Below are 13468 nucleotides of genomic sequence, written 5' to 3'. Positions count from 1 at the left end.
GTCATTTATTGTCATTTATTGCCGTTAAACTACCAAACTCAACCAGTAATAGGAACCATTATCACCGTGAAAGGTCCTTCAAGTCAGATGATTAACTGGTCTTGGCTTTTAAAGCAGGCTAAACACCATCAACCAAGACTGGTTGTCGCGAATATTATTGCTCTCATTGCGGCATTGATCAGCGTACCCATTCCATTACTTATGCCTCTGATGGTTGATGAGATATTGCTTAACAAACCGGCAGGCGGCGTTAAGTTTCTGAGTATATTACTGCCAGATTCGCTTCATCAACCCGCCAGCTATATCCTGTTAGTGCTTGTGCTCGTCGTATTGATGCGAATTTCCAGTCAAGCTTTGAATATACTGCAAAGTCGTCAGTTTACGCTGGTTGCAAAAGACATTACTTATCACATTCGCAAGCACCTGATCGATAAACTCGGCCGCATCAGTATGCGTCAGTACGAAGAACGCGGCAGTGGTGGTATTACGTCGCATCTCATTACCGACGTCGAAACAATCGATAAATTCGTTGGCGATACCCTAAGTCGCTTTCTGATTGGCTTACTCACCGTGATCGGTACCGCAGCTATTTTGCTTTGGCTTAACTGGCAACTTGGTTTGTTCATTCTTTTAATGAACCCCCTCGTTGTTTATGCATCACGCATGATGGGCAATCGGGTTAAAAACCTTAAAAAGAAAGAGAATCAGGCTTTTGAAAAGTTCCAGCAACGCTTAGTAGAAACATTAGATGGCCTGTACCAGCTTCGGGCTGCTAATCGAGAGCGTGAATTTCTTACCCAGCTAAAATCCAATGCCAGTGATATTCGCCACAATGCCGATCAATACGCATGGCAATCAGAAGCAGCCGGTCGTCTGTCATTTCTTCTTTTTCTCTTGGGCTTTGAACTGTTCCGTGCTGCTGCAATGCTGATGGTTCTTTTCAGCGATCTGACCATCGGGCAAATGTTCGCTGTTTTTGGCTATCTGTGGTTTATGCTGGGCCCGGTACAGGAATTACTTGGTCTTCAGTTTGCCTGGTACAGTGCCAAAGCGGCAATGCAACGCTTGAATGGCCTGATGGCACTTGAGGAAGAAGTGCGCCCTGTACCAACAGAGAACCCATTCCGGCAAGGCGAAGCTCTGACTATTGAGATCAGAAAACTCCATTTCGCCTATGATGAAGATAAAGAAGTATTAAGAGGACTGAACTTAACCATTCCGGCCGGTAAACGTATTGCTTTGGTGGGCTCGTCTGGCGGCGGGAAATCAACCCTTATTCACCTGTTGCTGGGCATCTATCAAAAAGATCACGGGGATATATATGTCAATGGCTATCCGATTGAAAGTGTCGGGTATGAACCCTTACGTGACAGAATGGCTGTTGTTTTGCAGCACCCCGTTTTATTTAATGATACTTTGAGGCACAACCTGACATTAGGTGCTGACTTTGATGATGAGCAACTTTGGCAAGCACTTGAGATTGCCCAGCTTTCCGACGTTACACAGCGCCTGACCCATGGCCTAGAGACCGTAATTGGCCGCCAGGGTATCCGCTTGTCAGGCGGACAGCGTCAGCGATTGGCCATCGCAAGAATGATCCTTACCAACCCGGAATTTGTCATTCTCGACGAAGCAACCTCTGCATTAGATACCGCGACTGAAGCTGCGTTACATACAGCTTTAAACCAGTTTTTATCTGACAAAACAACCTTAATAGTTGCCCACCGTTTATCTGCGGTTAAGCAAGCTGATCTAATATACGTGCTCGAAGATGGCCAGGTTAGCCAGACCGGTACGCATTCTCAGCTGGTCAACGAAAAAGGGCTTTATCAAACATTATATGGTCCCGTCCAGTCGTCTGAGCCTTCATTAACAGCGCCTGAATAGCAACTAGCGGTAGCCAGAATGACCACAAAATAATATAGTGTTTATTTATAACAACTTATAAAACTTAACAGTCAGAATAGTGATGATTTTTGTGCGTAATAAGGGATTGAACTAACATGTCTACAGCTCGACGTTGCCCTGGCTGTGACCTGCCTATTATGCCTCAAGTCGCTCCGCGTGGCCTGAGTGCGTATTGCCCCCGCTGTAAAACACGTCTTTATCGCGGTGGTGAATGCCACTTCAATGGTGAGCTGGCGATTGCATTAGCCTGTTTAATCCTTTTCATTCCTGCACATATCTTCCCGCTTATTACAATCCGCCTGTTTGGCGTGATGATCCCGGCGACCCTCCCGTCAGGTACCCTGACTTTAGCTCCGGATTTTCCAGCGGTAGCTGCTCTTATTCTTTTCTGCAGCTCGATTGCCCCTTTACTGGTGAGTCTGTCCGTTTTTAGTGCTCAACTGGGGTTAAGGTTAAAGCATTTTCGCTTATTCAAATCTTCGTTGTGGATCATCAAACACTTAAAGAGCTGGGCAATGTTCGATGTTTTCCTGGTCAGTTTGGCGATTGCATGTTTCAAAGTACAAGAAATAGCAGATATTTATGTTGGGCCGGGCCTGTATTGTCTGGTGATCCTGCAAGTTCTCATGTCGTTGCTGATCACCCGCGTGAGCCTCAATCGCTACTGGGAAGCCTGGCAGCCAGAAACCGACCATAAAGCCAATGAACTTGAAGCGCACTGCCATTCATGCCATTTGACTCAGGCCAATGCTACGCACTGTAAACGTTGCGGTAATTCGCTACACATACGTCTGCCTCATTCAATACAGAAAACCTGGGCCTACCTGATTGCGGCAGCTGTATTTATTTTTCCTGCCAACCTTTACCCTATTTCAATATTCTTCAATAACGGCAAGCGGGTTGAAGACACCATTTTTTCAGGCGTCGCATCGCTAATTAAAGATGACATGGCTGGTATCGCCATTATCATCTTCGTCGCCAGTATTGTTGTACCGGTGGCAAAAATACTCGGGCTGACGTACATCCTGCTGAGTATCCAATTTAAACGCCGCGTTTATCATCTTAGTCGTATGAAAATTTTCCGCATCATACAGTGGATCGGGAAATGGTCTGTAATGGACTTATTTGTCATTTCGCTTATGGTCGCTCTGATCGATCGTGGACAAATTTTAGATTTTACACCTGGCCCCGGAGCCATCGCTTTCGCCGTTGTGGTGGTGTTAACGATGCTGGCGGCTGAAAGCTTAGATTCTCGTCTGATATGGGACAACTATGAACAACGGACAAAATAACCAACAACCAGAACCGGTAGATATTCGTCGCGACCTAGGGCTTTCACCGCTTTGGTTACTGCCGCTGCTCGCCCTCGTTCTGGCTGGCTGGCTCATATTTCAAGCGGTGAACGAGGCAGGAGAACGCATACAAATCCACTTTAGCGATGCCGCCGGTTTAATTGCGGGCAGAACAACCATCCGTTATCAGGGGCTGGAAGTCGGGATTGTTCGTGACGTGAATCTGTCGGAAGATCTCCACAGTATTTATGTTGAAGCAGATATCTACCCAGAGGCTGTACAAACGCTGAAAGATGGTACTCGCTTCTGGTTGGTCAAACCTAAAGCTTCAATTACCGGCATTTCCGGTCTTGATGCATTGGTTTCTGGTAACTATATCGCTCTGCAGCCCGGGGAAGGTGATTTTAGGGCAAAATTTACGGCATTAGATACTCAGCCCTCTGACACGACACTGGGCGATGGCCTGACCGTTCAGCTTCGCTCCCCCGATCTGGGCTCAATCAGTATAGGATCACAGGTATTCTATAAGAAGATCCCTGTCGGCGAAGTCTATAACTACACTCTCAGTAATGACAAAAAGAACGTGCTTATCGATGTGTTGATTCAGCCTCAATATACTGATCTGGTGACCAACAAGAGCCGTTTCTGGAACGTCAGTGGTATGAGTGCCAACATTGGTTTCAATGGTGTTGATGTTCAGTTTGAAAGCCTTTCGGCGATGATTTCCGGTGCTATCGCTTTTGACTCTCCCGATGAAGGTTTGCCGATTGAAACCAACCACTTATTCCGCTTATATCCTGATCTGAATACCGCGGGTCGAGGTATTGCGATTACCATCGAATTACCCGACGATAATAACATCAGTACCAGCGGTGCCCCTATCATTTACCGCGGCCTGCAAATTGGGCAGATCTCTGATTTACGTTTAGATAAAGAGCGCAATAAAGTTATTGCTCATGCTGCAATTGAACCAAGTATGAGTGATTTACTTACCGCAGGTTCGAGCATGCTGCTTGAAGAAGCGGCTGTCTCCTTAACTGGTCTGAAGAATATCAGTAACTTAATCCGCGGCAACTTCCTCACCCTGATCCCGGGAGAAGGCGAACCATCTCGAAAATTCAAAGCGATCACACAAGACAGTCTACAAGAGAAACAGCCCGGTATCGCTACATTCTCACTGTTTGCGGATAACAGCTTTGGCATTAAACGAGGCGCACAAATCAAACATCGCGGCCTCGATGTTGGCCGAGTGAAAAAAGTCTCGTTTGACGGTGATCGAGTACGTTTTGATGTGATCGTGCAGCCGGAATACACTGCCCTGGTTCGATCAAATAGCCGCTTCTATATTGATGGTGGTATTGAAGCGAATATCAGCGCACAAGGTCTTGATGTATCACTGCCACCAGCCGACCAACTGATCAGTAATGGCATCAGCTTTACCTCCTCAGGTAAACAGCAAATCCAGACCACTTATCCTTTATATAAAAATAGACGTTTGGCTCAGCTTGCAGCTGATCACCAGAAAGGCTTTGCTAACTTCACCCTCTTTGCCGATGAACTGCCACCTGTTTCAGAAGGCAGTCCTCTTCTTTACCGTAACTTACCGGTGGGTGAAGTGGCTGGGTATGCCCTTACACGTGACGGTGTCACTATTTCGATTGAGATAGAGAATAAATACCGTCACCTGATCTCGAAAAATACCGTCTTCTGGAATCGTTCCGGGGTTGAAGTTGAAGCCAGCTTAACTGGGGTAAAAGTCAAAGCTGACCCGATCAGCACTTTATTAAAAGGCGGCATTGCTTTTGACGATCTGCCAGGCGTCGCCAACAAAGCAGGTGCGCGTTATAAATTGTATCCTAGCCTCAGTAAAGCCCAGAACTTTGGTTTATTAGTAACCCTAACAGCCAGCGATGCCCGTGCGATATCAGAGAACACCGACATCCGTTATCAAGGAATAAACATCGGCAGTGTGGTGGCGATTGAACCTGACTTCAAGACTGGCAATGTCAACATCAAAACCCGGTTGTTCCCCAAGTATGCTGACGTGGTGGCAAAATCCGGCAGCTACTTCTGGGCGGTGAAGCCTAAGCTGAGCTTAACCGGCTCGAAGAATTTAGATTCGTTACTCAGTACCTACATTGCAGTTGCACCTGGTGGCGGTCATTATTCCCAAACCTTTAAATTGGGTTCAGCCGAATTGGTTAAGTCTGGTTTGACGTTTATCTTAGAAAGCGAAAACCGTAATTCAATCAGTGAAGGAACGCCTCTGCTTTACCGTGATATTCAAGTTGGCCAGGTCATTAAAGTCTCACTGGGTGAACTGGCTGATCGCGTGATGATTGACGTTCAGATTGAACAAAATTATAGCCACCTGATCCGTACTGATACAGTGTTCTGGAATGCCTCTGGACTTGATGTAACGATTGGTTTAACCGGAGCCAACATTCAAACCGGAACCGTTGATAGTATGCTGCGAGGCGGGATTGCCTTTGCAACACCTGAAAAACAGCCACTATCGCCGCGAGCTAAAGCTAACCGCCACTTCTTGCTTTATAAAGATGCGAAACCGGAATGGAAAACCTGGCGTACAGCGATACCAAGTAACTAAATCAACAGGTCCGGTATAGCACTAAAAAGGAGCACATTGTTGCTCCTTTTTACTGTCTGTTAGTCACGCACTTTCATCCACCATATCAACGGTGAGAGATCGATTAATGATGAAGATTGTTATAGACTCTCGCTCCATTGCTAGTTAAACGAGATACTCCCTTGCACCCTAACATCTATATTCCTGACGCGTTTATTGAACAGATCCGCAAAATCATGCCAGATCACTTGAGCATGGATGACTTCATTGCGTCTTGCAAAACCCCTTTGCGTCGTAGTATTCGTGTCAATACGTTGAAAATCAGTGTGGCCGATTTTCTTGAACGTGTGGCCGACAAAAACTGGACCTTAACGCCTGTACCCTGGTGTGAAACTGGTTTTTGGATTGAGCGTGAAGATGAGGAATCCGTATCTCTTGGCAATACCGCGGAACATATGGCGGGGCTGTTTTATATCCAGGAAGCCAGCTCCATGATGCCGGTTACCGCCTTGATAAAAGACAATGATGCCCTCGATTGTGTCTTAGATATGGCATCTGCACCGGGATCTAAAACGACTCAAATTGCCTGTGCCATGCAAAATCGCGGGGCGCTGGTCGCCAATGAACTAGCCGCAAGTCGCATTAAGGTGCTGCATTCAAATCTTCTGCGCTGCGGTGTTTACAACGTTGCCCTGACCCACTTTGACGGTTGTGTGTTTGGCGGCTGGGCCCCCGAGTCATTTGATTCCATCTTATTAGACGCACCTTGTTCCGGCGAGGGGGCCATTCGTAAAGACGACGATGCAATGGCTAACTGGAGTCTGGAATCTATTGAAGACATCGCAGCCATTCAGCGCAAACTGATTGAAAGCGCATTCCAGGCATTAAAACCCGGTGGCGTTATGGTTTATTCAACGTGCACCCTGAACTTGAGTGAGAACCAAAACATTTGTCATCACTTGAAAGACCTTTTTGATGACGCCGTTGAGTTTGAGCCATTAAACGATCTGTTTGACGGCGCCAATCAGGTATGTACAGAAGAAGGGTTCTTGCATGTTTATCCGCAAATTTTCGACAGCGAAGGTTTCTTTGTTGCACGGATCCGCAAGCATGCTTCGGTTGAATCACCACAAGTGAAAAAGCGCTTAGGTAAATTCCCGTTTAATCCGGCATCAAGCCAAGATACGCAGGCCATCGCTAACGATCTTGAGGCCACTCTGGATATCACGTTGCCATCAGATAGCCAAATATGGCTGCGTGATAATGAAGTATGGTTGTTCCCTTCTCAGCTTCGTCCGTTGCTCACTGAGATAAGATTCCAGCGCATGGGCATCAAATTGGCAGAACAGCACAAAAAAGGCTATCGCTGGCAACACGAAGCCATCATGGCCTTAGCGAAGGGGGATGAAAAAATATCTATTGCCCTTACAGCTGAACAAGCTAAAGAGTGGTTTATGGGCCGAGATATTCGCCCGGAACAGATATCAGGCAAGGGAGAGATCATTGTAACTTATCGCGATTACCCTATTGGTATCGGGAAGTGGGTCAGCAATCGAATCAAAAATGGCCTGCCGCGAGAGCTGGTAAGAGATACCAATTTATTTGATATTTAACTATTAATACTTCTTATTAGTAATACTGGCAAATTATGCTGTTTGAACTAACATTGATAGTGTAATTGATCTCCATTTACTAACCAGTTAGCGCAAGGCTCTCACGAGCCATTCCCCTAAGCCCGAAACAGGAGTCGTTTCGGGCTATTTTTTCCTTCCCCTGCCATTCACTCACAAACTATCGCACTCATAAACCATCACATTCAACTCATTGATTCATTATAAAATAAACCACACCAATCTTAATTCGATTTTATCGAACAAGTTACACAATTTTTTCCGCTATCTTCATCACATCAAGCTTCTTATAGTTGGTACCAAAGCAAATGCTCCCCAATACCGATTAAGGAACACATTATGTCTAACGTACTGGTACTAAAATCAAGCATCCTAGGTGAATACTCTCAATCAAATGGCCTAATTGACCACTTAATTGCTTCATGGGGCGATAACGTCAGCTCTGTTGTTGAACGTGATTTGGCTGTAAACCCAGTCCCCGTATTAGATGGTGAAATTGCCGGTGCATTACGTGGTGGCGATAATCTTAACCAACACCAGCAACAAGCAGTCGTACTTTCTGATCAATTGATTGAAGAGCTAAAGAACAGCGATACCGTTGTGATTGCTGCACCTATGTACAATTTCTCTGTTCCGACTCAGCTAAAAAACTGGTTTGATATTATTGCACGTGCAGGCGTAACCTTCAGATATACTGAAAATGGCCCTGTCGGCTTAATTGAAGGTAAAAAAGTGATTGTCATTACCACGCGTGGTGGTATACACAAAAACGGTCCAACCGATCTGATGGTGCCATATCTGAAAACTATTCTAGGTTTTCTCGGGATGACAGATGTAGACGTGATCTATAGTGAAGCGCTGGCTATGGGAGATGAAATGGCCGCTAAAGGTATTTCTGAAGCTAAATCAGCCATTGCACAACTAACCGCCTAACATTCCAATACCATGGTTTTTACTGCTATCCAGACGCTTATTTAGTACATTGCCTTACCTGTTTTCATCTGACAGGTAAGGGCTTTTTATACACATCCACCTCATTCAGTAGCCGTTCAAATTACAGGTAGTGAATGGAACAACAATAAGGTAGTTTACTAACTGGCGCTAAAAATCAAACTGCAGGTAAATCGTATTATAGTTACTGCCACCTTTGATACGGCCAAACTGAGATGCACTCTCAAAAATGGCAGAACGATGATGCAAGCTGTAACCAAGCCATACCCCATTCATTGATTTTTGATTTAACAAGTCACCCACGTTGACATCAAATGAAAAATCCAGATAATTCAGAAGATTACTTGGTTCGTATTCTTTTCGATCCATCTCAATTTGTTCAATATAGCTAATATGATTGATATACGATAAACCTTCGGCCACCCCAAATCGCCACTCCACCGGCCAGTTAAAGGTATAATACGCTTTAATCGCAACGACATATTCCTGCGAAGAGCTCTGAACCTCAGAACTCCAATGCCATACAAAGCCAGGGGTTAAATAAATATCTAACGGCAGACCGAACAGTTCATCCGTTAACGGATGCCCGTAAAAAACAGATGTCAGCTTATTATCATATTCATCTTTAACTCGATTGCCTGAAAAGATTTCGCCAATATTAGACGGCGTCGCCCAACCATGTGCCAATCGCCAGTAAGATTTCTGAATTAGCGATGACTTCTTCGGCCTGCTGTCGTCACGAAAGAAACCAAACCCGGCATAGAGTTCGCCTTGCCAGTCAGTATCAATCGTCACGGCATGACGCACATTCCTGTCGAAGTGTGTGGCATACGCCCCACCAAGCAAATAGAGATTCTCAGCGACATGATATCGAGCATTAGCCCCCAGCTTTAAAGATATTCCGCTATCAATCGTCTCTTGGTTCAGACCATAGTAGTAGCTGTTGTAATCCGATTCTTTCCAAATCAGCGATGCTTTAGGATGAACTAGCCAGTTGCCATTCTTGTATCGCCCCCCCACCGTAGCAACGGAGTGAAACCTCAGATCAGGATCGAACATGAAATCCAGTTCGCTATACAGGCTATCATCAAGCTGAAACTTAAGCTGAAGACCACCATCCCCGCTGTCGCCGCCTATCTGATTTTGATATGAGGAGGGAATATCAATAAAGTGCATGCGCAGTAGTGCATTGACTTCCCAGTCATCCTGTCGGTAAAGATGTAAACCGCCTTCGGTCCCGTTAATGAAAAAACGCTCCCCTCTGTAAAACATCATCGGAACAAAGGTCGTTACGGTATTGTCTTCAAGGTCAGAATTTACTGCGTAAGGAATTTCCGCATGCCGGATCACCGCCGCAATTCCCCAGTCTTGCTCTTCTGATCTCTGTTGTCGCAACTCTTCAACAGAAATGGAACCACTGACTATTTCATTATTTTCTGAAAGTGGTTGTTCAGCAAGAGCAAGACCCTCGCTTGGTTTTGCCAGCGCCAGTGAAGGTAACAATAAAACAAAACAGGCCCAGATCTTTAACAAAAGACTACCTCTGCAATACAAAAATATTTAGCTAAAGAGTAACCATAGCTGCAATTATTTATAGTTCGTGACTGTAAAAAAAGGGAAAAAAAAGCCCGAACACTATCGGGCTTTGTTTCTGTCGTAAGCAATAAATCATCAAATAATCATTGAATACCGTAAAAAGAGTTGATAACTACTTAGCAGCAATCTCGGCTTTCTTCAGTTCTTTTACGTTCTTACTCACTTCACGACGCTCTTTCGACAGCTCAGCGCTGATGATGATGTGATCATCGACACGATCTTCGTAATCACCCTTCATATTTTCGACGATCTCGAGAATCGCTTCCTGAGTCATTTCAGGTCGAATGTAATCTAGAAGGTTTTCAAGCAGCTCTACACGTTTACGGTTATCACGGATCTTACGATCGTTATCCAGAATTTCACGCTTCAGCTTATTCTTACGACGAGTCTGTCGTACTAGATCTAAGATATTGCTCATATATTGTCCTTTTATGAATCTATAAAATCTTAATCGGTTCGTTATAACAGAAAGTCATGTACAACCTCAAGTCACAGATAGAATCCTCTCCATTTATCTATGGTTCATTGATTTCGTTCAATGAAATTCAGACGCCTGGAGCCATGGTCGATAAGTATATCTTTTGTTAACCCTGTAAAGGGTTACACCTATCTGCGTGAATGTCATCACAAATTTATCACCTCAATATTTGCAAATAGCATATCAATGCCTACTCTTTTTATAGCCCAGTAGTTGTTTGACATAAATGCAGCAATGTGAACACCGAAAGCTTCGTGTAACAGTTCTTAATCTAAGAAAGTTGTCCTGAAGATGTTGAAGTTTCAATTGTCACCATAAGTTAAATTGTTATTGGCTATAACGTATTGATGTAGAGAATCCAGGAGACAACATGTCTAAAGCAACAGGTACCGTTAAGTGGTTTAATGAAGAAAAAGGTTTCGGTTTCATCACTCAGGATAACGGCGGTGCTGATGTATTCGTTCATTTTCGCGCTATCACTGGTGACGGCTTTAAAACACTGGCTGAAGGCGACAAAGTTACATATGAAACGGAGCAAGGTCCTAAAGGCTTACAAGCTGCTAATGTAGAAAAAATGTAGTCCTATGTTAGATTTGCTAAAAAGGGCTGTTCGGCCCTTTTTTATGACCTGACAATACTAACCCAACCTTTTATTGTTCGGTCGGATTTTCGTTAACCTACTCTAATTATTATATTTTACTGACTCCAGTATGCTACTTTCATCACAATTCTTTATTATGGTTATTTGATTTTCAGTCTAATGTCTTGCCCTCAAAATAGCGCTGTGGCTTAATAGTTTTGCCCTGTAATGCAGCCCTATTTATGCAGCAAATTGAAATTGAAAAAGAAAACTTCGTTACACCACTTGGTCAAAGTGTCGTTGTCCTGAAGCTTCATTCTTCTTTTGTCCATAAGTAATACATTATTTTGGCTTAAGTACGCGTAGTGCGTGATTTTAAATACAAATTTCAGGAGACATGTTATGTCTAAAACAACTGGTACTGTTAAGTGGTTTAACGACGAGAAAGGTTTTGGCTTCATCACTCAAGATAACGGCGGTGCTGACGTATTCGTTCACTTCCGCGCTATCGCTGGTGACGGCTTCAAATCTCTTGCAGAAGGCCAAAAAGTATCTTTCGACGTTGAACAAGGTCAGAAAGGTCCTCAAGCTGCAAACGTTGAGCGTATCTAATTCGCTTTTAAGTTTGTAAGATTGACAAAGGGTATCTTAGGATGCCCTTTTTTTGTTTTTTTACTTTCAACGAATCTATTCTCAACAACTCGAATTCACCCATCTTATACTTAAGGTAACTTGGGTATATTACATAGCCTCCAAGAATAGCTCTCCACCTCCCCTATTTGCTCTTTCTTCAGCGTGTCATCTACACTCTCGGGGGCGCCTCTATTTCTAATTGTGCAAGAGTGATACAAAACGAAGTGTCCTTTTGTAGCTCGACGTTAGAGATTTTGCGCATAACTAATGGAGAAGTGATTATGGCTGAATTACAGGCTCGCTTGCTTAACGGTGAAACCAAGACCCTTAACAACGATATAATAGCTGACCTACGTGGCCGGGTGCGCGGACAAATCGTGCTGCCTGACGACTCCGATTATGATGAGATTCGCCAGATATGGAACGCGATGATCGACCGACGCCCGGCACTCATCGTCCGCTGCTCCGGTACGGCCGATGTGATACATGCAATACAGTTTGCCCGGCAATATCAGTTACTCACATCGATCCGTGGAGCTGGCCACAATATCGCAGGTAAGTCCCTTTGCGAAGGCGCATTCTTGATTGATCTGAGCACAATGCGATCCGTCCAGGTTGACCCAGTTTCACGTGTCGCTATTGTCGGGCCCGGGGCGACACTCGGCGATGTAGATCACGAAACCCAAGCCTATGGTTTGGCAGTTCCCGTCGGGATTAATTCAACTACCGGCATAGCAGGGCTGACCCTCGGTGGAGGCTTCGGTTGGCTAAGTCGAACACACGGCCTGACGATCGACAACCTTATCGCTATCGAAGTGGTTACCGCTGCAGGTGAGCGGCTGAGGTGTGATACAAAAAATCACGCTGATCTGTTTTGGGCCTCATGCGGAGGCGGCGGAAACTTTGGTGTTGTGACATCATTCGAGTTCAGACTGCACCCTGTTGGTCCCGAAGTGATGGCCGGGCCGATCATTTTTCCTTTTGAACAAGCCAGGTCAGTTCTGCATTCATACCGCGAATTCTGTGCCAACTGCCCCGAAGAGTTAACTGTATGGGCAGTAATACGCAATGCGCCTCCGTTACCATTTCTTTCCCCAGAGGTTCACGGCACCCGGGTATTGATCCTGGTTGCTCTCTACACCGGTGCGATGGATGCAGGAGAAAAAGCATTGGCTCCGTTACGTAAGCTGGGCCAACCCATCGCGGATGGTTTTGGACCGCATCCCTTTGTTGGATTTCAGCAAGCTTTCGACCCGCTATTGACTCCCGGGGCTCGTAATTACTGGAAGTCACACAACTTCACCGAGCTGAGCGATGGATTAATCGATAAGTTAGTTGAGTATGGAGACAATCTTCCTAGCTCTGAGACGGAGATCTTCGTTGCACAAATGGGAGGTGCAACCAACCGTGTTGCGCCAGACACCAGCGCTTATCCGCACCGTGACGTCGCCTTCATTATGAACGTACATGCGCGTTGGGAGGCTGTGGATCAAGACGACACTTGTGTTACATGGGCGCGTGAATTCTACGAAGCAACCAAGCCATTAGCGACTGGCGGCGTATACGTTAACTTCATCAGTGAAGATGAAGATCGAGTTCAGGGCGCATACGGTACGAATTACAATCGACTGGCGAAAGTGAAGGCAAAATACGACCCAGACAATTTTTTCCGACTGAACCAGAACATCACACCAAGCTGATTGCTGTTCCTTGTCCAACCAAAGAAAGCACCATCCCCTCAGCTCAAAATAATTTAATTGATCCGCCCTTTTCAGGCGGATCATAGCTAGGTGGATATATACCCATTCGTTG

At 45.2% G+C, this 13468-nt stretch carries 9 protein-coding genes and 1 pseudogene; 8 read left to right on the top strand and 2 right to left on the bottom strand.

Annotation, left to right across the window (positions count from 1 at the left end; translation table 11 throughout):
• Window positions 1-87: 87 nt before the first annotated feature.
• From AC2204_RS05325 to AC2204_RS05305, 5 genes and pseudogenes are all read left to right on the top strand, one after another.
• Window positions 88-1581: pseudogene (locus AC2204_RS05325) on the top strand (ABC transporter ATP-binding protein); the annotation flags it as partial.
• A gap of 422 nt (window positions 1582-2003) precedes the next feature.
• Window positions 2004-3200 carry a paraquat-inducible protein A gene (locus AC2204_RS05320; RefSeq protein WP_318924442.1) on the top strand — a complete coding sequence of 399 codons (1197 nt, stop codon included), beginning with the start codon at window positions 2004-2006 and terminating at the stop codon, window positions 3198-3200.
• Window positions 3181-5808 carry a PqiB family protein gene (locus AC2204_RS05315; protein WP_318924441.1) on the top strand — a complete coding sequence of 876 codons (2628 nt, stop codon included), beginning with the start codon at window positions 3181-3183 and terminating at the stop codon, window positions 5806-5808. The genes AC2204_RS05320 and AC2204_RS05315 overlap by 20 nt, the downstream gene beginning before the upstream one ends.
• 161 nt (window positions 5809-5969) lie before the next feature.
• On the top strand, window positions 5970-7400 hold the full coding sequence (gene rsmF / locus AC2204_RS05310; RefSeq protein ID WP_318924440.1) for a 16S rRNA (cytosine(1407)-C(5))-methyltransferase RsmF: 1431 nt from the start codon (window positions 5970-5972) through the stop codon (window positions 7398-7400).
• A 357-nt stretch (window positions 7401-7757) separates the two neighbouring features.
• Entirely contained in the window at window positions 7758-8351 is a 594-nt protein-coding gene (locus AC2204_RS05305) for an FMN-dependent NADH-azoreductase (RefSeq protein WP_318924439.1), read from the top strand.
• A 168-nt stretch (window positions 8352-8519) separates the two neighbouring features.
• Here the strand turns inward: AC2204_RS05305 and AC2204_RS05300 are convergent, their stop codons facing one another.
• Together AC2204_RS05300 and AC2204_RS05295 are read right to left on the bottom strand one after the other, a co-directional pair.
• On the bottom strand, window positions 8520-9794 hold the full coding sequence (locus AC2204_RS05300; RefSeq protein ID WP_413466680.1) for a MipA/OmpV family protein: 1275 nt from the start codon (window positions 9792-9794) through the stop codon (window positions 8520-8522).
• 283 nt (window positions 9795-10077) lie between these two features.
• Window positions 10078-10383, bottom strand: a complete 306-nt coding sequence (locus tag AC2204_RS05295; RefSeq protein WP_107282683.1) for a DUF496 family protein — start codon at window positions 10381-10383, stop codon at window positions 10078-10080.
• A gap of 430 nt (window positions 10384-10813) precedes the next feature.
• Between AC2204_RS05295 and cspE (AC2204_RS05290) the strand changes: the two genes are divergently transcribed.
• The 3 genes from cspE (AC2204_RS05290) to AC2204_RS05280 all read left to right on the top strand — a co-directional run bounded on the left by cspE (AC2204_RS05290) (window position 10814) and on the right by AC2204_RS05280 (window position 13356).
• Complete coding sequence (cspE, locus tag AC2204_RS05290) at window positions 10814-11023, top strand: transcription antiterminator/RNA stability regulator CspE (protein ID WP_107282684.1); 210 nt, start codon at window positions 10814-10816, stop codon at window positions 11021-11023.
• Between the two features lie 402 nt (window positions 11024-11425).
• Window positions 11426-11635 (top strand): transcription antiterminator/RNA stability regulator CspE, encoded by a 210-nt coding sequence (gene cspE, locus AC2204_RS05285; RefSeq protein WP_107282685.1) that lies wholly within the window; start codon window positions 11426-11428, stop codon window positions 11633-11635.
• A gap of 275 nt (window positions 11636-11910) precedes the next feature.
• Complete coding sequence (locus tag AC2204_RS05280) at window positions 11911-13356, top strand: FAD-binding oxidoreductase (RefSeq protein ID WP_318924437.1); 1446 nt, start codon at window positions 11911-11913, stop codon at window positions 13354-13356.
• The last annotated feature ends 112 nt before the right edge of the window (window positions 13357-13468 follow it).

Source organism: Photobacterium sp., from assembly GCF_057456235.1.
The sequence above is the reverse complement of the archived record's forward strand: the minus strand, read 5'-3'. Positions and strand labels throughout refer to the sequence as shown.

What these genes read in the sequence shown, in the direction of transcription:
- AC2204_RS05320 (WP_318924442.1), top strand. Translation starts at nt 2,004, where the DNA reads ATGTCTACAGCTCGACGTTGCCCTGGCTGTGACCTGCCTATTATGCCT.
- AC2204_RS05315 (WP_318924441.1), top strand. Translation starts at nt 3,181, where the DNA reads ATGAACAACGGACAAAATAACCAACAACCAGAACCGGTAGATATTCGT.
- AC2204_RS05305 (WP_318924439.1), top strand. Translation starts at nt 7,758, where the DNA reads ATGTCTAACGTACTGGTACTAAAATCAAGCATCCTAGGTGAATACTCT.
- AC2204_RS05295 (WP_107282683.1), bottom strand. Translation starts at nt 10,383, where the DNA reads ATGAGCAATATCTTAGATCTAGTACGACAGACTCGTCGTAAGAATAAG.
- cspE (WP_107282684.1), top strand. Translation starts at nt 10,814, where the DNA reads ATGTCTAAAGCAACAGGTACCGTTAAGTGGTTTAATGAAGAAAAAGGT.
- cspE (WP_107282685.1), top strand. Translation starts at nt 11,426, where the DNA reads ATGTCTAAAACAACTGGTACTGTTAAGTGGTTTAACGACGAGAAAGGT.